This is a genomic window from Candidatus Methylomicrobium oryzae (genome assembly GCF_016745425.1).
Classification (GTDB): domain Bacteria; phylum Pseudomonadota; class Gammaproteobacteria; order Methylococcales; family Methylomonadaceae; genus Methylomicrobium; species Methylomicrobium oryzae.
Genome location: NZ_JAERVK010000010.1, coordinates 104825 through 125723 on the forward strand (window position 1 = coordinate 104825; position 20899 = coordinate 125723).

At 53.9% G+C, this 20899-nt stretch carries 18 protein-coding genes; all 18 read left to right on the forward strand.

What is annotated here, in order from left to right:
* The first annotated feature begins 259 nt into the window (after positions 1–259).
* The gene (locus JJL52_RS12495; protein ID WP_202052754.1) at positions 260–8275 is read left to right on the forward strand and encodes a cadherin domain-containing protein; all 8016 of its coding nucleotides are present in this window, start codon (positions 260–262) and stop codon (positions 8273–8275) included.
* 32 nt (positions 8276–8307) lie between these two features.
* On the forward strand, positions 8308–8808 hold the full coding sequence (locus JJL52_RS12500) for a phage tail protein (protein WP_202052755.1): 501 nt from the start codon (positions 8308–8310) through the stop codon (positions 8806–8808).
* Between the two features lie 9 nt (positions 8809–8817).
* Positions 8818–9321, forward strand: a complete 504-nt coding sequence (locus JJL52_RS12505; RefSeq protein ID WP_202052756.1) for a phage tail protein — start codon at positions 8818–8820, stop codon at positions 9319–9321.
* Positions 9322–9330: 9 nt separating this feature from the next.
* On the forward strand, positions 9331–9852 hold the full coding sequence (locus tag JJL52_RS12510) for a phage tail protein (protein ID WP_202052757.1): 522 nt from the start codon (positions 9331–9333) through the stop codon (positions 9850–9852).
* A 335-nt stretch (positions 9853–10187) separates the two neighbouring features.
* A complete protein-coding gene (locus JJL52_RS12515; protein WP_202052758.1) occupies positions 10188–10616 on the forward strand; it encodes a DUF6916 family protein in 429 nt (142 codons plus the stop codon).
* A gap of 9 nt (positions 10617–10625) precedes the next feature.
* Complete coding sequence (locus JJL52_RS12520) at positions 10626–11096, forward strand: GNAT family N-acetyltransferase (RefSeq protein WP_202052759.1); 471 nt, start codon at positions 10626–10628, stop codon at positions 11094–11096.
* A gap of 173 nt (positions 11097–11269) precedes the next feature.
* Positions 11270–11551 (forward strand): DUF6916 family protein, encoded by a 282-nt coding sequence (locus JJL52_RS12525; RefSeq protein ID WP_202052760.1) that lies wholly within the window; start codon positions 11270–11272, stop codon positions 11549–11551.
* 251 nt (positions 11552–11802) lie between these two features.
* Entirely contained in the window at positions 11803–12219 is a 417-nt protein-coding gene (locus tag JJL52_RS12530; RefSeq protein WP_202052761.1) for a hypothetical protein, read from the forward strand.
* 101 nt (positions 12220–12320) lie between these two features.
* Complete coding sequence (locus tag JJL52_RS12535; RefSeq protein WP_202052762.1) at positions 12321–13115, forward strand: RMD1 family protein; 795 nt, start codon at positions 12321–12323, stop codon at positions 13113–13115.
* A gap of 4 nt (positions 13116–13119) precedes the next feature.
* Positions 13120–13971 (forward strand): 23S rRNA (adenine(2030)-N(6))-methyltransferase RlmJ, encoded by an 852-nt coding sequence (locus JJL52_RS12540; RefSeq protein WP_202052763.1) that lies wholly within the window; start codon positions 13120–13122, stop codon positions 13969–13971.
* Between the two features lie 392 nt (positions 13972–14363).
* Positions 14364–14921, forward strand: a complete 558-nt coding sequence (locus tag JJL52_RS12545; RefSeq protein WP_202052765.1) for a type IV pilus assembly protein FimV — start codon at positions 14364–14366, stop codon at positions 14919–14921.
* 3 nt (positions 14922–14924) lie between these two features.
* Entirely contained in the window at positions 14925–16106 is a 1182-nt protein-coding gene (locus JJL52_RS12550; RefSeq protein WP_202052767.1) for a hypothetical protein, read from the forward strand.
* Positions 16107–16137: 31 nt separating this feature from the next.
* Positions 16138–16674 carry a GTP-binding protein gene (locus JJL52_RS12555; protein WP_202052768.1) on the forward strand — a complete coding sequence of 179 codons (537 nt, stop codon included), beginning with the start codon at positions 16138–16140 and terminating at the stop codon, positions 16672–16674.
* Between the two features lies 1 nt (position 16675).
* Entirely contained in the window at positions 16676–17320 is a 645-nt protein-coding gene (locus tag JJL52_RS12560; RefSeq protein ID WP_202052770.1) for a hypothetical protein, read from the forward strand.
* 37 nt (positions 17321–17357) lie between these two features.
* On the forward strand, positions 17358–17720 hold the full coding sequence (locus JJL52_RS12565) for a roadblock/LC7 domain-containing protein (RefSeq protein WP_202052772.1): 363 nt from the start codon (positions 17358–17360) through the stop codon (positions 17718–17720).
* Between the two features lie 448 nt (positions 17721–18168).
* A complete protein-coding gene (locus JJL52_RS12570) occupies positions 18169–18942 on the forward strand; it encodes an alpha/beta fold hydrolase (protein WP_202052774.1) in 774 nt (257 codons plus the stop codon).
* 250 nt (positions 18943–19192) lie between these two features.
* The gene (gene hfq, locus JJL52_RS12575) at positions 19193–19432 is read left to right on the forward strand and encodes an RNA chaperone Hfq (protein WP_202052776.1); all 240 of its coding nucleotides are present in this window, start codon (positions 19193–19195) and stop codon (positions 19430–19432) included.
* A gap of 117 nt (positions 19433–19549) precedes the next feature.
* Positions 19550–20818 carry a ribosome rescue GTPase HflX gene (gene hflX / locus JJL52_RS12580; protein ID WP_202052782.1) on the forward strand — a complete coding sequence of 423 codons (1269 nt, stop codon included), beginning with the start codon at positions 19550–19552 and terminating at the stop codon, positions 20816–20818.
* The last annotated feature ends 81 nt before the right edge of the window (positions 20819–20899 follow it).

Below are 20899 nucleotides of genomic sequence, written 5' to 3' on the forward strand. Positions count from 1 at the left end.
AAGAAGCTTGACAATGTTCCGCCCTTATATTCTACTGTTAGAGTTAGTGCCAGAGGTGAAATAGATGGGGGCAGGTTGTAATATGAGCGGCTTGCATTGATTCTCTTGCTAATTCTGCTGAATATAATCATCTTTTTTTGAGGTAAAAACCGATTAAGGCTGTTAGTTCTACTATGCCTTATTGGATTTTACCGAAAGTCGATTTCTTCCGCTGGACATCTCGCTACTTTATATCAGACCTCTTGATCGGGCCAGCGTAATGCCGAATTTCCTCAAATCGAACGATAAAAGAGTTGCCAAAATACGGACACGCCTTCTCTCCGGTCTGGTTGCCTTGCTGAGTGTTTCGCCATTAATGGCCGATAAATTCTATATTGCCACCAAAACCGACGGGAAGGTCGGCAATCTCGAATTCAAAAACGAAGATATTCTGCAGTTCGATACCTCCAAAAACGAATGGTCGGTTTTGTTCGACGGATCGGATGTGGGATTGGCCAATGAGCGAATCAACGGTTTTTATGTCGGGGACGATTATCTCCTGTTATCGCTTTCGAAAGCCGTAAAGTTGAATATTGGTGGAGAGAAAATCAGAGTTCGCGGTTCGGATATTCTGAAGTTCAACTGGGACTCGGATTCATCGCCTGGGGATAGCGAAACAAAAGGCTCCTTTGAATTATTCTTTGACGGTTCCGATGTAGGGTTGAAACGGAATATCGACGCCTTGACGTTAGATCCGGACGGGAATCTTGTTTTCAGTCTCAACGGAATAAATAAATTACTTACGGCGCCAGGGCAGCTTTTTTCGGCTCGTAAGCAGGATCTCGTCCGATTTATTGGCAATACCGGACCTGATACAAGCGGCTATTTCGAATTGCTGTTCGACGGCCGCAAGGCGGGTTTGGATCTGGCGAAAGAGCATATCGTCGGGGTCGATATCTATGGCGAATTCCTGTATTTCTCAACTTGGGGTAAATTTAACGTTAATGACGTGAGCGGTCGGAATGGCGACATTCTGCGGTGCGATTTGGCTATGCCGATCCTGTCGTTACCGGTCGAGTCTTGCGAAAATCCGGAAGTGATTTTTAGGGGGGGAAACGCCGGATTGACTCCGGGAAAACTACAAGACTTCCAGATTGTATTATCGCTCGACTTTGCCTTGAGCGCATCCGGCGTGGATGAAAATCAACCGGCAGGCACACTGGTCGGCGGCTTGGCCAGCACCGACCCGGACAGCGGCGACACCTATACTTATACCTTGGTGGCCGGGACGGGCGATACCGATAACGGCGCCTTTACGATCGACGGCGACCAGCTGAAGACCGCGGCGGTGTTCGACTTCGAAGCCAAGGCCAGCTACAGCCTGCGGGTGCGCAGCACCGATAGCGGTGGCCGGCCGTTCGAAAAGACTTTGACCGTGACGGTGACCGATGTGAATGACGGTCCGGCGATGACCGCGGGTGGTACCCTGAATTATACCGAGAACGATCCGGCGACAGCGATCGATGCGTCTGTGACCGTTACCGATCAAGACAGCACGAATCTGGCTGGCGCGACCGTTTCGCTCGGCAGCAACTTCCAAAGCGGTCAGGATCAGTTGGAGTTCGCCGATCAAAATGGCATCAGCGGCAGTTATGACGCGGACACCGGCATTTTGACGCTGAGCGGCAGCGCCACGCTGGCGCAATATCAGGCGGCATTGCGCAGCGTAGCCTATCGGAATGCCTCAGAGGCTCCGAACACCACGGCGCGCACGGTGACCTGGACGGTCGACGACGGGACGGCGAACAGCGCCGGCGCCACCAGCACGATCACGATCATGCCGGTCAACGATGTACCGGCCGATCTTGTCTTGAGTTCGACAAACATTGTCGAAAACCAACCGGTGGGCACGGCGATCGGCACATTCACCAGCACCGACCCGGACAGCGGCGATACCCATACTTATACTCTGGTGGCCGGGGCGGGCGATACCGATAACGGCGCCTTTACGATCGACGGCGACCAGCTGAAGACCGCGGCGGTGTTCGACTTCGAAGCCAAGGCCAGCTACAGCCTGCGGGTGCGCAGCACCGACAGCGGCGGCCTGGGCTTCGAGAAAGTGCTGACGGTGACCGTCGGCAATGCGCCCGAGGCACCCACCGCCCTGACCCTGTCGGCGGCCGAGGTGGACGAAAACCAACCGGCGGGCACGGCGATCGGCACATTCACCAGCATCGACCCGGACAGCGGCGATACCCATACTTATACTCTGGTGGCCGGGGCGGGCGATACCGATAACGGCGCCTTTACGATCGACGGCGACCAGCTGAAGACCGCGGCGGTGTTCGACTTCGAAGCCAAGGCCAGCTACAGCCTGCGGGTGAGCAGCACCGACAGCGACGGTCTGGCGGTGGAAAAAGTGCTGACGGTGACGGTGACCGACGTGAATGACCGTCCGAGCGTAACGGCGGGCGGTACTTTGAACTACAGCGAAAACGGTCCGGCAACCGCAATCGCGCCGACCCTAACCGTTACCGATCAAGACAGCACGAATCTGACTGGCGCGACCGTTTCGATCGGCAGCAACTTCCAAAGCGGTCAGGATGTGCTGACGTTCGTCAACCAAAACGGCATTACCGGCAGCTATGATGCGGGCACGGGCTTATTGACATTGACCGGAACCGCAACGCTGGCGAATTACCAAGCCGCTCTGCGTGATGTTAAGTATCAGAATACCTCGGATAAGCCGAATGCCGCGCTGCGTACGGTGATCTGGATGGCCAACGATGGGCTGGCAACCAGCGTAAGCGCCATTAGCACGATCAATGTCTCGCCGGTCAACGATGTGCCGGTGATCAGCGGCCAGACTGCGGTGAGCCTGGCGGAAGACGGCAACCGCGAGATCGTGCTGGCCGACCTGACCGTGACCGACCCGGACAATACCTATCCGGCCGACTTCACGCTGACGGTGGGTGACGGTACCCATTACACCCATACCGGCAACACGATCACCCCCGATGCCAACTTTACCGGCACCTTGACCGTGCCGGTGGTGGTCAATGACGGGACCGACAATTCCGGCAGCTTCAACCTGACGGTGACGGTCACCGCGGTCAACGATGTGCCGGTGATCAGCGGCCAGACTGCGGTGAGCCTGGCGGAAGACGGCAACCGCGAGATCGTGCTGGCCGACCTGACCGTGACCGACCCGGACAATACCTATCCGGCCGACTTCACGCTGACGGTGGGTGACGGTACCCATTACACCCATACCGGCAACACGATCACCCCCGATGCCAACTTTACCGGCACCTTGACCGTGCCGGTGGTGGTCAATGACGGGACCGACAATTCCGGCAGCTTCAACCTGACGGTGACGGTCACCGCGGTCAACGATGTGCCGGTGGTCACTCCGGATACCTTTAGCCTAAGCGAAAACAGTTTGAACAGCAGCATCGTCGGGACAGTTGCTGCGTCCGACGTCGATCTTCCAGCACAGACGCTGACTTATGCAATCACTGCCGGTAACACGGGCGGCGCTTTTGCGATTGATCCGAGTTCCGGGCAAATCACCGTTGCGGACGGCAGCGCGCTGGATTTCGAGACGACGCCGAGTTTTCTGTTGACTGTGGAGGCGACCGATAACGGCAGTCCGAATCAGAGCGGCAGCGCCACAATTACGGTCAATTTGACCAATGTCAACGAACAGCCGACCGGTGTGGATGATACCGCAACCGTCGATGAAGGCAGTACGGTGACGGCGTTGACGACGCCATCGCTCGCAACCCGGGTTACCGCCAATGACACTGATCCGGATGCGGGCGATCTGCTTTTTGTGACCACGACGCCGGTATCGGGGCCGACTCATGCTTCGGCATTTACACTCAATGCCGATGGCAGCTTCAGTTATACGCACGACGGCAGTGAAACCACCACGGATAGTTTCGTCTACGAACTCTGCGACAGTGAGCCGCTCTGCGACACCGCAACAGTAACGATTACCATCAATTCGGTCAACGATGCGCCGGTGATCACTGATCTTGCAAGCGATACGTTGGCCTATTCTCAAAACGAACCGGCACGCGTAATCGACCAAGGCGACAACGCCGATGCTTCCGATGCCGATTCGGCTGATTTCGATACCGGCACGCTTACCCTTTCTTTGGTCGACGGTGTTGCCGGGGAAGATGAACTCGGCATTCGCAATCAAGGCGATGCCGCCGGCCAGATTGGCCTCGACGGCGCAAACGTCAAATATGGCGGCGTAGTCATCGGCACTTTTAGCGGTGGCACCGGAGGCGTCGAGCTCGTTGTCACTTTCGATGCCGACGCCGACGCCGCTGCGGTGAGCGCACTGCTGCGCAACATTACCTACCGCAACAGCAACGCCTTATCGCCGGATCTCAACAATCGCACGGCGCATTTCGTGCTGACGGACGGCGACGGCGCGACGAGTGCTGCAGCCGACGCTACCATTACCGTTTCTCCCAATACCCCGCCTGAGCTGACGGCGAGCGGAGCGAGCCCGTCCTTTACGGAAGACGGCGGCGCCGTGGTGGTGGACAGCGGTCTTACCGTGACGGACACCAACGACACCGATTTGGAATCGGCTACCGTCACGATCGGTAACCTCCTGGATAGCGGCAACGAGACGCTCGCGGTAGACACGACGGGAACTTCCATCACCGCTTCCTATAGCGCTCCGACTTTGACGTTGACAGGAACCGATACGGTGGCCCACTATCAACAGGTGCTGCGGAGCGTGACTTACGACAACGGGTCGCAAAACCCCGATTCGACCGCGCGCACGATCGATTTCAAGGCAAATGACGGATCGATCGACAGCAATACGATAACCAGGACCTTGACAGTGACCAGCGTCAACGACGCGCCAAGCCTGACCGCCGTTAATCCGCCGACTGTATCGGAAGATGCGGGGCTGCAGACAGTCAACAATTGGGCGACATTTAACGCGGGTACCGACGAGTCCGGTCAATCCGTGGTGAGTTACACCGTAAGCGATGTCTCCAACTCGGCATTGTTCAGTACGCCTCCGGCGGTGGCGGCGGACGGCACCCTGACCTATACGCCGGCAGGAAACGCCAGCGGCACTTCGACCTTTAAGGTGGTCGTGCAGGATAATGGCGGCACGGCGAACGGCGGAGCCGATACTTCGGCGGCGCAGACCTTTACGATCACTGTTAATTCGGTAAACGATGCGCCTTCATTCGTCAAAGGGAGCGATCAAACCGTCAACGAAGACGCCGGTTTGGTGACGGTAAACGGGTGGGCCGCTTCCATCTCGCCCGGTCCGGGCGAGACGGGACAGACGGTCGATTTCGTGATCGACAGCAACGATAATCCGTCGCTCTTTTCGACCGCGCCTGCGGTAGCGTCCAACGGTACTTTAACCTTCACTCCGGCTGCGGATCAGAATGGGGTTGCGCACATTTCCTTGCACGTCCATGATGACGGCGGCACGGCGAACGGCGGCGACGATACCTCCGATACGGCAAATTTCACGATCACGGTAAACGCAGTCAACGATCCGCCACAGGTGGAGGCGCCTGGGCCCTATACCGCGACCGGCAACGTATCGGTTTCGGTGGCGGCGCCCGGCTTGCTCACGACCGTCAGCGATCCGGCGGACGGCGCCGGCGCATCGCCGTTCACAATCAACAGCGCTTCTTTCACTTCGGCTCAAGGCGGCAGCGTTTCAGTAGATACCGGCACGGGCGCTTTCACTTATAATCCGCCGGCCGGCTACGAAGGGGCGGACAGCTTTACCTATCAAGTCTGCGACAGCGGCGTGGGTTTACCTGCCAGCGCTTGTACATCGGCGACGGTCAACTTTACCGTTAGCGGCATGGTCTGGTTCATCGATAACACGGCCGCTGCCGGAGGCGACGGGCGGTTGAGCAATCCGTTCAACACGCTGGCGGCGTTCCAGGCCGTCAACGACGGCACCGGCAACCATCCGGCAGCCGGCGATAATATTTTCCTGTACGAGAGTGCTTCGTCCTACACCGGGCCGGTGACGCTGCTGAATAACCAAAAATTGCTCGGGCAGGATGCGACCTCCGACCTGGCGACGATGGCCGGCATTACGCTGGCTCCGAACAGCGCCGCTTTGCCTGTATCGAACAGCGGCAACGGCACGACTGTCAGCATTACCAGCGCTTCGGATGCGATCCGTATCAGCCAGGGGGGGAGCAATACTCTCCGCGGCTTCACGATCGGCAATGTTACCGCCGCTGGCACCGGCATCAACATGAACACCGGTGCTACCAGCTTCGGTACGGTGACAGTTTTGGACGCCGCGATCAATACCAATGGTCGTGCGCTGAATCTGGCCAGCGGAACGCTCAACGCCACGTTCGCCGGTCTCACCTCGACCGGGGGAGCCAACAATATCAATCTGACCGGCATTGCAGGAACCAGCAATTTCGGCTCGGGTGCGTTGTCCGGGGCGAGCGGAACGGCGTTCAACCTCGACGGCGGTGCCGGTTCGATCACTTATGGCGGCACCGTGACCAATACCGCGGCGGCGCGCTTGGTCAATATTGTTAATAAAAGCGCTGGCGGCGTGACCTTGTCAGGCAATCTGAGCGGCACAGGCAGCAGCACCGGGATCAATGTAAAGGACAACACGACGAACGGAACGATCGCATTCAGCGGCGCGAGCAAGACACTGACAACCGGAGCGAGTGCTGCCGTGACCCTGGATAACAACGATTCGGCGACGATCAACTTCAGCGGCGGCCTTACAGTCACGACGACCAGCGGCGCAGGTTTCAATGCGATCAATGGCGCTACAGCGATTAACGTGACCGGTAGCGGCAATACGCTCGCCTCGACGACCGGTATCGCGCTGAATGTCAGCAATTCGACGATCGGCGGCTCGGGATTGACGTTCCAGAGCATTAGCTCGAACGGCGCTGCGAACGGCATTGCATTGAACAATACCGGCTCGAACGGCGGTCTGACCGTCTCCGGCACCGGTTCGGCGGGCAGCGGCGGAACGATTCAGAATGGGAGCACTGGCATCAGTTTAACCAATACTCGCAATATTTCCCTGACCCGAATGCAGCTGAACGGTTTCTCAGATTTCGCGATTCGCGGTTCATCGGTCGTGGACTTTATGCTAGATAATTCGGTAATCAACGGCGTTAACGGCAATGATGCTGCCGCGGACGAAGGCAGTGTGCGTTTTACCGGATTGACCGGTTCGGCGACGATTTCGAATAGTAATATCAGCGGAGGTTTCGAAGATAACTTCAAAGTCGTAAACACCAGCGGGACGTTGGACCGCCTGACGTTCACCAGCACCACGATCGGTGCCAACAGTACGACCGACGGCAATGACGGTATCGGTATCGAATCGCAAGGCGCCGGTACTGTGCTGAATGTGACGGTGCAGAACAGTACCTTTACTTCCGCTCGTGGCGATTTGTTCCAGCTCAACGTGATCGGCAACAGTACCGCCGATCTGGTTTTCACGGGTAACACCTTGTCGAATAACCATTCGGCCATCGCGACAGGCGGCGGCGGGGTGACAATTTCCGGCGGGGACAATACCGGAGCCGGTGCCAATTTGACCTCGAACATCAGCAACAATACCTTCCGCGATGCGCTCGGGCATGCGATCCTGTTCGTCAAATCCACCGATCCGGGAACGTTCAAAGCGACTTTCAACAGTAACCAGATCGGCGTGGCGGGAGTAGCGAATTCCGGTTCGCTCGAGGGTTCGGGATTAAAAGTACAGAATGCCGGACTGGGCGCTGTAACCGTGGCCGTCACCAACAATCAGATCCGCCAGTACAATAATTTCGGCATCGAATTATTGACCGGCGGCGGCGCTACGGCGCTTTCCGGCGAGCTGAATTCCACGATTACGGGTAATACGATCGCCAATCCAGGGACCAACTCCTCTGCGGCTGCGATTGCCAAGAACGGCATTCATCTCAATGCCGGCACGGTTTCGGGCGATACTTACGAGATATGCCTCGACGCCGGCGGCAGCGGTGCGCTTCAGAACTCGCTATCGAACTCGGGCGCGCCGAACGATTCCGCGGCTGGCGGCGAGGATATCCGGTTGCGGCAACGCCAAGACACTACGGTTCTGCTGCGTGGATATACGGGTAGCGCAAACGACAACACGGCGGTTCAGAACTATATTATCGCGCGCAACGGCGGTGATGGAGCGCCGTCGGCGATTGCGTCGAACCAAGCGTCGACAGGGTCGGACGGCTTCTTTAATACGCCTGGATCCGGCGGGGCGTGTCCTTTACCTTAACCCTTATTCAATTTAACCAGAGAGGAGAAATCATGGCCGAACCGTTTTTAAGTGAAATCCGCTTGATGAGCTTTGGGTTTGCCCCCAAAGGCTGGGCTCTGTGCAATGGCCAGCTCTTGCCGATCAACCAGAACCAGGCGCTGTTTTCATTGTTGGGCACAACTTACGGGGGAGACGGGCGGGTAAACTTTGCACTTCCCGATCTCAGGGGGCGGGTGCCGATTCATATGGGCAGCGGCCATACGCTTGGCGAAAGGGCCGGCGAACAAGCCCATACGCTGACCCTTGCCGAAATGCCGACCCATACGCATCCGCTTGCGGTTTCCACAGCGGCTTCCGGCGGTAATGTAAACCCGTCAGGGAGGGTGCTCGGCGGCGCCAACAATGCCTATCACGCAGCCGGCAATCTGACGGCCTTGGAGCCGGGTTCGGTAACGAATACGGGTGGCAGTCAGGCGCATTTGAACATGCAGCCGTTCTTGACGCTCAATTTTTCCATCGCGCTTCAGGGTATTTTCCCTTCCCAAACCTAGGAGAGATCTATGGCACAACCTTATGTCGGTGAAATCCGCATATTTGCGGGCAATTTCGCCCCGGCCGGCTGGATGTTCTGCGAAGGGCAGTTGCTGCCTATTTCGGAGAACGAAACGCTTTTCACTCTGATCGGGACGACTTACGGCGGCGACGGCGAATCTACGTTCGCGTTGCCGGATCTGCGCGGCCGGCTTCCTCTGCATCAGGGAAATGGCTTTATTCTGGCGGAGACAGGCGGAGCGGAGGAAATCACCCTGACAGTACAGCAGATTCCGGCACATACCCATCCGCTTTTGGCGGCGGGCGTAGCCGGGGACCAGATCAGCCCTTCAGGGGCTCTGCCTGCCAATTCCTTCAATGTTACGCCGTATATCAATGACGCACCGAACGGAAATATGAGCGCGAACGCGATTACAACTGTCGGAGGAAGCCAGCCGCACACCAATTTTCAACCTTATTTGTGTGTCGATTTTATCATTTCTTTATTCGGGATTTTCCCGTCGCAGACTTAGGAGCCGAAAATGGCCGATCCATTTGTTGCTGAAATCAGAATTTTTCCGTTCAACTTTGCGCCTACCGGCTGGGCTTTTTGCGATGGACAATTGATGCCCCTATCCCAGAATACGGCGCTGTTTTCTTTGTTGGGTACAACCTACGGCGGTAACGGCAAATCCAATTTCGCCTTACCGGATCTACAGGGCCGCGCCCCTATGCATCCAGGACAAGGACCGGGCTTGTCATTGCATGACCTCGGTGAAACAGGCGGCTCGGAGACGGTTTCACTTCTCGAGTCGGAAATTCCGGCGCATTCGCATCAGCTTCGAGCCAACACGCTCGATTTGGCGGATACTAATGTGGCCAGCTCGACTGCCAGCTTTGCCCTCTCGAGCGGAGGAACCCTGTACCAGGCCACGCCGAACGCAAACGCAGCTGCGGAAGCGCTTCCCCCGGTGGGAGGCGATCAGCCCCACAATAACATGATGCCGTATCTGACCTTGAACTTCTGTATTGCCCTGCAGGGCGTATTTCCGCCGCGTACTTAAGGATTTTAGGCAAAAAATAATTTTCCGGTAGAAGGTGGGCGATTTGAAGCCGGATCTGGGCTATGCCGGGCCGACGATCGGAAATTTATTGTTTTGCCCGCTTTTAAGAATCACTCCAATTTGGAATCATAAATCCCTGTATACTATAGAAGGTAGTCTTAGGAGCTTCGGTACGTTTTCAAGGGCCTGCCGATACCCCTCTGGATAAGTCTGTCTATACTTTCGAGCAGGCGCCGTCCGATCGATTTTCTCTCTTCTGGAGCCCGTCGGGGAAGACGCCAAAGGCCGCTATTATCGGGTGATTTTTAATCTATTGAAGTAAGGGATGTTTTACGTTGAAAAAGGATATCCGTAGAAGGTCTTTTTTGCGTATGATTCTTGGCGGAATCGTTGCAGGATATGCCTCCGGCGGTATTGGCGCCATTCGGCTTCGGAAACCGACAATGCCTCGCAGAAGCTTGAATGGCAAGTTGAGCTATGGAGTTTTCGCTGCTCTGGTCGGGGAAAACTTTACGATTACCCACCCGGAATTACAAACTGAATACCGCGCGCGTGCGCAATTAGTAGAGGCCAAGATTATTTTTCTGTCTTCTGAAAACGACCAGTTTTATCTGGTGTTCCGGGTGGATGAAGGTCAAGTCCCGCCTAACGGGATCTGCCGGATTCACCATACCACTGCCGGAAAGGCTTCGCTTTTCCTGCAGTCGATGGGAACGGACTTTCCGGGCAATTATTGCCGGGCTGAATTTAACCTGCTGCTTTAAGTTAAACGCATGACAAGCTTCAGTTTACGACCATGCGGCGCGTCCGATCACGACTTTCTTTATGCCGTTTATGCTTCGACGCGTACGGAGGAACTGGCTCTCGTGGATTGGGACGAAAGCCGGAAAGCCCAGTTCCTGGAGATGCAGTTTTCTGCCCAGCACCGCTATTACCATGAAAACTACGCCAATACCGATTTTTCCGTCATCCTGTTCGATAACCGGATGGCCGGCCGCCTCTACATTGCTCGCTGGCCGGAGGAAATTCGCATTGTCGATCTTGCGCTTTTACCGGAATTTAGAAATGCGGGCATCGGTACGGCCATTTTAAAAAGCGTGTTAAGTGAGGCCGCTGCAGTTCGAAAGCCGGTCCGGATTCATGTCGAGCGCTTCAATCCGGCCATCTCCTTATATCGGCGTTTGGGCTTTGTAGAAATCGGCGAGCATGGTGTGTATTTTTTGATGGAGTGCGGTTGCGGCTAATAAAGGGAAAATAACTTGTGGGCATGAAGTTGGTTATATTGAGCCGGCAATTCGGTTCATTTTATTTTCATGGCCAAAAACTTGTCGGCTCTGGCCGGCAATTCGGAAAACCCATTGCCGGTTCAACTATAATTAACGTTAACAAAAGGGTATGATCCGCTGTGCTTGAAACTTTGACAAAAGAAAACTGGGAAGCCTATCTGAATAAAGATTTTCAGGTTCAAGTCGACCATCGGAATGCCGTCGATATGAATCTGGTTTCGGTGTCCGGATTCGGGCGGCGTTTGAACGGTGGCCGCGAGGCTTATTCCTTATTGTTTCAAGGGCCCGGCCAGCCGGTGCTGGTGCAGCGCATTTATCGGATTCAGCAGTCGCAACTGGGAAGCATGGACATCTTTCTGGTGCCGGTCGGCAAAGAGGCGGGCGGTATTCAGTATGAAGCCGTATTTACCTGAGAATGATGCCGCTTTATCGGTCTGCGCCGGGCATTCTATGGCGATGATACAAGTGATGAAGACTGAATGACGTAAATGGAGCGTATTTCCTAGTGTTTTAATAAGTTGTAGCAGCCGAAAGGCGGATTGTGATTATAATGATTGCGGAGAGATATCCGTTACGGTAGAACTACCGGAGGGAGTTTCCGGGTTCGGGTGAAGGGCGATTTCGGTGGACCTTCAGCATTATAACTACAATAAAGAGAAACCTTATGAAATCATTTAATTTATTAGGATTAATTGCAGTTTCGTTTTGTTATATTCCGGCGATTCAAGCCGCTGAACACCATAGCGGGCACGGCGCCGGGATGTCCGGCGGAGGTGGGGGCAGTGCGAGTCAATGCCAGAAAGCCAGGTTGGAACGTTTTAATCCGCCGCATCTGGCGAAAGTGGCGCCGGGCGCTGCTTTTTCTTTTTATGCCTTTAATATAGATAACCCCAGCCAGTTATCCGCTACCGTCAAAAAAGAGCCGGTGGAGCTGACTGCGGAATATAAGGAGCCCTATTTTCTTGTCAAGGGCAAGTTGCCGGCTCATTTGACTAAGACCGCCGCCCGGATCGATATTAAGGCTTCCGCCAAGTCGCCCCATTGCGAAGAAGAAAAGGGCTGGCTGCTGATCATCGAATGATAGTGTCGTGCGTCTGGAGTGCCGTTTCGCGCACGCTTCGGTGATTTTCCGGTTTTTGGCCCATGTTCCCAGCTTCCGTTTACCAATGAAAAGCTTCTTCGATGTCAGCTAATCCCCCTGTCAAGCGGTGCGTCGCTTATTGCCTGGCGCACCGTTTCAATGTCGACGCCTTGGCGAGAGCGCTCTCGGAATCAAGTCTTATCCGGTTGATCAAAGGCGCGCTGCTGGTCGAGGAAAACGATACTTATTCGGTTATTCTGGGTTACGGCGCGGCGGTGCACTGGAACGTCAGCCCGGAGCGCCAGGCGGTGATCCATCGCGTGCTGTTGGCCAATGCCGAGCAGCCTTTGGCGTCAATTGAGGAGGATCACTTCACGTTTACCTATGACTGCTCAGTCACGCGAATTATCGAGGATCATATCGAGCTCGAGTCCTCCGATCCGATCCTGATGTTTGCGTTGTCACAGGGGATGGCGCAGTCGATCAAGTTGGCATCCTTCGAAACCCAAGCGCTTAGGACCATCGAAAATACCAGTTATATTCCGAAGTCCCTGGCCGACAAAGGCAGGATCAACATCAGCCGTCGCGAGATTGCCAAAATCCGCGGCCAGTTGTTTCTGACCAAAAGCGACATCATCGTCAACTACGATCTCCTCGATATTCCGGAGTTTTTCTGGGAGTATCCGGAATACGAAGACTATTACGCAATCGCGGCTAAATATCTCGAAATCGCGCCTCGCACCGACGTGCTGTCGAAAAAACTCGAAACGATCCACGAATTGTTCGAGATGTTGGCCGATGAACAAAACCATCGTCATTCTTCACGGTTGGAGTGGATCATCATCTGGCTGATCGCATTCGAAATCGGGATGACGATCTACGACAAGGTGCTATAAACTCGTGCTGAGTTATCGTCATGCCTTCCATGCCGGCAATTTTGCCGATGTGCTGAAACACTTGGTGCTGGTGCATATCCTTGAGCATCTGAAAAAGAAAGATAAACCTTTCTGTTACATCGATACGCACGCGGGCGCGGGGATGTATGCGTTGAACAGCGAATTTGCATTAAAAAACCGCGAGTTCGAATCCGGCATCGCCAGGGTGTGGCAACGAGACGATACGCTGCCAGGCATCCAGCGTTATCTCGAACTGGTCAGGCAGTGCAATCAGGGGACGGAGCTGGCGCATTACCCAGGCTCTCCCTGTATTGCCGCCACGCTGATGCGTAAGGACGACAGGCTGTGTCTCTACGATTTGCATTCTACCGAATTCAAGTTTCTGCATAGGCTCTTTGAGAAAGACCGGCGCATCAAGACCTTTCATGCAGACGGCCTGGTCGATTCCCTCGGGTTGTTGCCGCCGAAGGAGCGTCGCGGTCTGGTTTTGATCGATCCTTCCTATGAGCTCTCCGACGATTACCGTTTAGTGATCGAAAGCCTGAAAAAAATGCACAAGCGGTTTGCAACCGGGATTTATGCGCTGTGGTATCCGGTTGTCGAACGCCAGCGGATCCGTCGCCTGGAACGGCAACTGCAAGACAGCGGTATCGGAAATGTCGCGCTGTTTGAGCTGGGCATCGCTCCCGACAGCAAGGGGCGCGGAATGACCGCCAGCGGCATGGTCGTGATCAATCCCCCCTGGACATTGGTAGCCGAAATGCAGCGGGAACTGCCGTGGTTAGCCGACGCGCTGGGGGCCGAAAAACAGGGCAACTACCGGATCGTGAATCTGGTGCACGAAAGCGCCGGCTAAATCGGTATATCGAACTCACTTTCCGTTTCGAACCCGCTCCGGTACGGGAAGAGTGATACGAAAGTTCGTCCGGAGGGCTGTCGGCTTTGGCTTTGTAAGCAAAACCGCGACATGGCAAAACGGAGTTTAATTTCTGCGCTGCTCGTCACAACATTGATATCGCTTATCTGTTTTGCCGATAGCCCATTTGTAAATCAGTAATAAGTGACTATTCTTGTGGTAACTAAGTTGTCCATGTGATGAGGTCTGTCTTGATTACTGCTAACAATGGCGATTTTGACGAATCTCCGGCGCTAAAATTTGTTTATGATGAATCCACTGCCGGATTCTGCGAATGGCCTGCTTTGTCGGTAGAAAAGCGGCTCGAACGCCTGGCTTTTCGGGTTTCACGAATGCCCAGGTCTTTACGGGCGCATGTGGAGCGTATTCATTACTGTTTCGGTCATCATTTGAATGAACAATTGTATGCGGCGCTGATCGATTTGCTGATTGTTCTCAACCAGTCGGGACGCAGGCTGAGTCTGCGCATGATATTCGGATCTAGATCGCGGCTGACCGCCGGTCAGTTTCAGATGCTGAGAGATTTCTTGAAAAAGGAAGAGAATGCGCTCGAATCGTTACCGCATGCCCGTTTTTCACTGTTCAGCAAGGGATTGCAGTCGAGCGTCATGCTGGTGCAGATGGTCGAAGAGCCGCGCGAAACGATGCATGATCCTTTGCAATTGGCAAGAGATTATGTCGAGTTCAGCCAGTTGGACGAAGCGGTCCGGGTGCTTGAACAAGCCATTCTGGATCACCCGGACCGCTTTGAATTACACAATGAGCTCTTGACGCTCTACCGCTCGACCCGAGATCGAGCAGGTTTTAAGCGGACTCATCAAGCGCTTGTCCGTCTCGGGGCCAATCTGCCGCCTGAATGGGGGCAATTGGGCGATTTTTTAAAGGTCTGATCAATGTCGGATAAAAAACCATTAACAGTTGCGCTCCATGGAATGGATGAACGCAGCCGTAAAATCATGATGATGTTTTTGCAGGGCCCATGCAGGGGGACGGTGATTGTAATTGATGATGACGACCCTGATGTCGATATTTTCGACGGGGACATGCCCGCTTCAAAAAAATTATTATCTGAACATTTGAGAGCGGCGAGGGAAAAGCCGACGATCGTACTGTCTTTGCAGGATTTCAATCATGAGGGCGTGCTCCAGGTCAGGAAACCGGTAAAAACCGATGACATGCTAGCGGTGTTGAATGAAGCAAAAGTTCAGTTGGCCGACTTTGCCAGGAAAAAGGCCGAGAAACAGGCGGTTCTCGCGACGTCTGAGGCGGAAGAAGATGATGAGTCTGAGCCGCAGCCTTTCAAGACCTATGTGCTGGACCGGGATGAGCGCAAAAAAACCTCGAAGCACCGGACGGCGATGCGCTTCGATGAAAAAGGCTTTCAGGGGTATATCGGCTCGCTGTCCGACATCGACGTCAATGATCCGGCGCAATTTGCAAACGCATCGTATGATCCGAAGGATTACTTTCAAGGATATATCCAGTCCGCATTTATGGTGTGCCATGCCAAAGGCCAGATCATGCAACTGCAGTCGGGATGGAAACCGATCATGATTTTTCCACATACGCATGAAGTGTGGCTCGACGCCGATGATCCGCAATTGCGGGCATTTGCCGGTATCAAGTTAAATCAGAACTCGACTTCCAAAATGTCGATCAGTCCGGTGAATGCACAAACCATGGGATTGGGCGGATCGTTGGACAAGTTTCAGAGCATGGATGCCTTTTTATGGAAACTGGCCTGTTGGACGTCAAAAGGCCGTTACCCCCGCCTGATTGATTATACTCAGCCGGTCTATCTCAAATGCTGGCCCAATTTTACGCGTCTGTTGATTACGCCGCACGCACTCAGAATTGCAGCGTTGTTGATGCAGGGCCCCCGGACATTGCCGAACGTTGCGCAGGTGCTCGATATCAAGCCGCAATATGTGTTTGTATTCGCCAGCGCTGCCTGCGCATTGGGTCTGATGAGGCAGGCGAAGCGGGAAGCCGATAATCTGATTCAGCCGCCGGAGGTAAAAGCGACTAAGGGGCAGGGCTTATTGAGCCGTATCATGAATAAATTGCGCGGTTAACTCAGCACAGCGGAACGACACGATCATCACTATGAGTCAGTACAAAATTATTTTTACAGGGCCGGTTGGAGCCGGAAAAACCACGGCAATCCATTCAATCAGCGATGTGCCGCCGGTAAAAACCGATGCGTCCGCGAGCGATATGACCAAATCCAGAAAGGCGGCCACGACTGTTGCAATGGATTACGGCATCATGAACCTCTCCGATGGAGAGAAAATTCATTTATACGGAACGCCGGGGCAGGAGCGTTTCGATTTCATGTGGGATATCCTGATCAATGGAGGCATCGGATTGGTGCTGTTGCTGGATAATACCCGCGCCGACCCGTTCAAGGATATGAAGTTTTTCCTGGAAGCTTTCGGCGATTTCATTTCGAAAACCAGTGTCGCGATCGGAGTTACGCAGATGGACCTGAGCAGTAAACCGACGATTGCCGATTATCATACGCAATTGCAGGCTTCGGGTTTGAGACCCCCGGTTTTCGCTGTGGACGCCCGGGTTAGAAGCGATGTGTCGCTGTTGGTGCAATCCCTTCTCTATTCTCTGGATCCGGGGTTGTCCGAATAATATGAGCGCCTATCATTTGACAGAGGAGCTTTTTCTGTATCCGACGCCGTCGGGAGCCTACTATGCGGTGTCTTCGAACGAGATTGACAAGCCGCGCCAGTTTATCCGGCAGATGCTGTTACAGCCTGCGACCAAGGCTTTAACCATCGAAAATCTGCAGGAATTGACAGGCTTGGAAGACCCGGAAAAATGCATGGAAATGCTGCATCACTGTCAAAAGCTGGGCTGGGTACAGGGATTGAAACAAGAATTGAGTTATCCGTCGGAGCAACTCGACAAAATTTTACCGGATATGTTGAGCGCTATTACCGAGAACGGTAAGGTGCTGCTGGCGGATATGGAAGGGTTTTATCTGGCAAGCCATGGATTTCCTCATGAAGTGGCTGAAGAGTTATCGGCATTGAGTGCTGAGATTGCAAACGTTCACGCGCGCCGTTCCGGAGTGTTGATGAATAATTTAGGGCAGACAAGCCAGGCCTGGGCTATTGTTGATGTGTTCGGAAATAGCCAAATGGGATTCTGGCCGCTGTTCATTGGAAAAAATCGTTTTGTATTGATCATTTCCGGGATTCCCCATTTTAATCAGCCGGAATTTGTGAGTTTGATTTGGGCTTTGGCGATTCGTTACGCGGCTAAAGCCTCTTAAAATTTTAATAATAATTTTTCATTAAAGAGGAAGCGATATGCGGGCAGACATGCTTACATCTGTATTGACAGATTTGAATGGAACTTCAGCAGATATTGAGGCATCGGGAATTATCTCGACGGACGGGCTGATGATGGCGTCAGTGCTGCCGGCCGGAATGGACGAAGATAGAGTAGGGGCGATGAGCGCCGCAATGCTGTCCCTCGGTGACAGGACTGCGCATGAGTTATCCAGAGGCACGCTCGAACAGGTGCTGATCAAAGGCGAGAAGGGCTATGTGTTGATGAGCTATGCGGGCGAGGATGCCGTATTAACCGTGTTAGCCAAGCCGAATGCGAAATTGGGTCTGATCTTTTTGGATGTGAAACGCGCGGCGGAAAGCATTATCGGCTTGTTGTAGTCCCGGTTGCCGTTAGCGGCTGCAGCCTTAAAAATCGATCGGAGCCGTGCATCGGCAGAAGGCTTCCGTTGCGGAAAACATCTCCGACTTATCGATCTTCCTCCCTCGCTGTCTGAATATTCTTGCGGTCATAAGGATGTGGCGCAAGCATTTCTTTCACCTCCCAAGCCGCGGACCTCAATCTCGTTTTCAGCGGCTATCTTCCGCAATTCAACGCGCGGCGGCAAGATTTGCTTGCAGTCTGGAAAGTTCTTTGGTTTACTAAGCCATTTTAAAATTTCCGCTACGTCTTCATTAACAATCAATGAGGGTATCGGCGTGTCCCGGCGCGCTGCCGAGATTCCATGTTTGCCGGAACAAGACCGAATGGGCGGTCCTACTTAATTTTTTGAGCTTGCCCCTATGATCTGTACGGGGCAGTGATTGAGTCCATCATTGTAGGGAGCGGATGGCTGTTGTCGAATTAGCCTATAGCGAGTTTGGTCGGTCGGATTGCGCGCCGCTGATTGTTTTACACGGATTTTTCGCTTCCTCGCGCAACTGGCGGTTTATCGCGGAGAGGCTGGCGGCTTCGCATCATGTCTTTGTGGTGGATCTACGTAACCACGGCGCTTCGCCCCATCATCCGGTTATGGATTATCCGGCGATGATGGAAGATGTTCGATCGTTTATAGCTCGACGCGGTCTGGCGAAAGCCAGCCTGCTCGGGCACAGTATGGGCGGCAAGGTGGCGATGTGGTTGGCGTTGAACGATCCCGGTGCTGTCGATAAATTGATCATTGCCGACATTGCGCCGACGCGCTATTCGCACAGTTTCGATTCTACCATTTCGGCGTTAAAAATGTTGCCGTTGGCGGCGATCGGTAATCGGAAACAGGCGGAGGAGTACCTTGCTTCCGCCATTCCTGAGCTCGGTTATCGGCAATTTTTACTGCAAAACCTGGTATTGCGTGACGGCCATTACCGGTGGCGCGTCGATCTGGATATCTTCAGCCGTTCCGCGCCGCAAATCGTGACTTTCCCTGATGCCGCAAGCCGGGCGCCTTATCCGGAAGATGCCTTGTTCATCTCTGGTGCCGAGTCGGATTTCGTTAAAGCCGAGACTGTGTTTCCGCTGTTTCCGAAGGCCCGAATGAAAACGCTCGCCGGTGCCGGGCATTGGCTGCATGTCCAGCAGCCTGAAAGTTTTCTGGCTGAGACGCTGGACTTCTTGCACGCATAAAGGTGGTTTGGCGGCGTCTAGGCGTTGCTCACCCTCACTCCGCTACAGCGCAGAAAAATGCCAAAATATGCCCAGACAATAGGAAAGCCTGACGATAAATGATAAGCTATTAGCAATCAGACGCCATCACAAGCGCAATGTCTAGGAAAATAATTTGGAGCCGAAACCGTTCTTAAATTAGCCATTGTGCAGATTCGTATTTACCGTTATCTTAGATATCACCCGAATAAACATAATAAGGAGAAATCGGATGTCAAAAGGCCAAAATTTGCAGGATAATTTTTTGAATACCTTGAGAAAGGAGCATACTCCTGTTTCTATTTTTCTCGTCAACGGCATTAAACTGCAAGGCAAAGTCGACTCGTTCGATCAATACGTGATCATGCTGAAAAACACAGTCAGCCAAATGGTTTACAAGCACGCCATTTCGACGATCGTGCCCGGGAAAGCCGTCAAGATGGTTCCTGAAGCCGAAAGCGAAGAAGAATAATTACCGGCTTGCTTTATAGAGTATCGTCACATTCCGGTAATGTACCAATGTAACCCGTTAGTACGTTGCGTACCGGTGTTTGTTATCTATTGGTCTTTCCAGTACTGGAGTTATTGATTGTTTGATCGCCCCGACTCGGGTGAACGGGCTGTCCTCGTTCATCTGATCCTGCATTCCGGGCAGGAAGATCTTCTGGAATTAAAGGAATTGGCCAAGTCGGCCGGCGCCGAACCGGTGCATACGGTGACCGGCAGCCGTAAAAATCCCGATCCGAAATATTTCGTCGGCAGCGGAAAAGTCGATGAAATCAAGCAGGCTATTGCCGATCATGCGGCCGATATCGTCTTGTTCAATCATCCCCTAACGCCCAGCCAGGAGCGGAATCTCGAATCCGCCCTCGGCGTGCGCGTCGTCGACAGAAACGGCCTGATTCTCGATATTTTCGCGCAGCGCGCCCAGACTTTCGAAGGCAAATTGCAAGTCGAACTGGCACAGCTCAAACATCTTTCGACCCGTCTGGTACGCGGCTGGACCCACCTGGAACGGCAAAAAGGCGGCATCGGCCTGCGCGGTCCCGGCGAAACCCAATTGGAAACCGACCGCCGTTTGATCGGCGACCGGATCAAGCAGATTCAGTCTCGCCTCGAAAAAGTCGAAAAACAGCGCCATCAAAGCCGTGGTAAGCGCAGAAAAGCCGAGATCCCGACCGTGTCATTGGTCGGCTATACCAATGCGGGCAAATCGACCCTGTTTAACCGGCTAACCGGAGCGAATATTTATGCGGCCGACCAGTTGTTTGCGACGCTCGATCCAACTCTGCGCAATTGCCGCTTGCCGAACAATTCGGAAATCGTCCTGGCCGATACGGTCGGTTTCATTCGCCATCTGCCGCACGAGTTGGTCGCGGCTTTCAAATCGACCTTGCAGGAAGCCAGCGAGGCTGACCTGTTGCTGCATGTGATCGATGCGCATGCGGAGGATCGCGATGAAACGGTCGCCGAAGTGAATCAGGTATTAAAAGAGATCGGCGCCGATAAAATCCGCCAGCTCGAAATTTACAACAAAATCGATTTGCTGGACAACGGCCGTTTCCGGATCGACCGCGATGAATCGGGCCAGCCGATACGCGTTTGGCTGTCCGCGATAACCGGCGAAGGGGCGGATTTGTTGTTTCAGGCGCTTGCGGAGATTTTTTCCATACACAAAATCCGAATACGCTGCCATCTGCGGCCGGAACAAGGCGATATTCGTGCAAAAATATACGCTTATGCGGATGTCTTCGTCGAGAAGATTGGCGATGACGGCCATTCCGAGATGATTATTGAAATCGACCCCAAGCATTCGGGAGTTTTGGAAAAAATACATAGCGAAGTTATATTGCCCTGACCGTGTATGGCGAAAAACGGGATGAAGGGTGCTTTTGCTCGCTGTATCCCCTGAAGTTTTCGTGTTTTTCGCTATTTACGT

What these genes read in the sequence shown, in the direction of transcription:
- JJL52_RS12495 (WP_202052754.1), top strand. Translation starts at nt 260, where the DNA reads ATGCCGAATTTCCTCAAATCGAACGATAAAAGAGTTGCCAAAATACGG.
- JJL52_RS12570 (WP_202052774.1), top strand. Translation starts at nt 18,169, where the DNA reads ATGGCTGTTGTCGAATTAGCCTATAGCGAGTTTGGTCGGTCGGATTGC.
- JJL52_RS12520 (WP_202052759.1), top strand. Translation starts at nt 10,626, where the DNA reads ATGACAAGCTTCAGTTTACGACCATGCGGCGCGTCCGATCACGACTTT.
- JJL52_RS12565 (WP_202052772.1), top strand. Translation starts at nt 17,358, where the DNA reads ATGCGGGCAGACATGCTTACATCTGTATTGACAGATTTGAATGGAACT.
- hfq (WP_202052776.1), top strand. Translation starts at nt 19,193, where the DNA reads ATGTCAAAAGGCCAAAATTTGCAGGATAATTTTTTGAATACCTTGAGA.
- JJL52_RS12500 (WP_202052755.1), top strand. Translation starts at nt 8,308, where the DNA reads ATGGCCGAACCGTTTTTAAGTGAAATCCGCTTGATGAGCTTTGGGTTT.
- JJL52_RS12535 (WP_202052762.1), top strand. Translation starts at nt 12,321, where the DNA reads ATGTCAGCTAATCCCCCTGTCAAGCGGTGCGTCGCTTATTGCCTGGCG.
- JJL52_RS12510 (WP_202052757.1), top strand. Translation starts at nt 9,331, where the DNA reads ATGGCCGATCCATTTGTTGCTGAAATCAGAATTTTTCCGTTCAACTTT.
- JJL52_RS12505 (WP_202052756.1), top strand. Translation starts at nt 8,818, where the DNA reads ATGGCACAACCTTATGTCGGTGAAATCCGCATATTTGCGGGCAATTTC.
- JJL52_RS12560 (WP_202052770.1), top strand. Translation starts at nt 16,676, where the DNA reads ATGAGCGCCTATCATTTGACAGAGGAGCTTTTTCTGTATCCGACGCCG.
- JJL52_RS12550 (WP_202052767.1), top strand. Translation starts at nt 14,925, where the DNA reads ATGTCGGATAAAAAACCATTAACAGTTGCGCTCCATGGAATGGATGAA.
- JJL52_RS12545 (WP_202052765.1), top strand. Translation starts at nt 14,364, where the DNA reads ATGCCCAGGTCTTTACGGGCGCATGTGGAGCGTATTCATTACTGTTTC.
- JJL52_RS12555 (WP_202052768.1), top strand. Translation starts at nt 16,138, where the DNA reads ATGAGTCAGTACAAAATTATTTTTACAGGGCCGGTTGGAGCCGGAAAA.
- JJL52_RS12530 (WP_202052761.1), top strand. Translation starts at nt 11,803, where the DNA reads ATGAAATCATTTAATTTATTAGGATTAATTGCAGTTTCGTTTTGTTAT.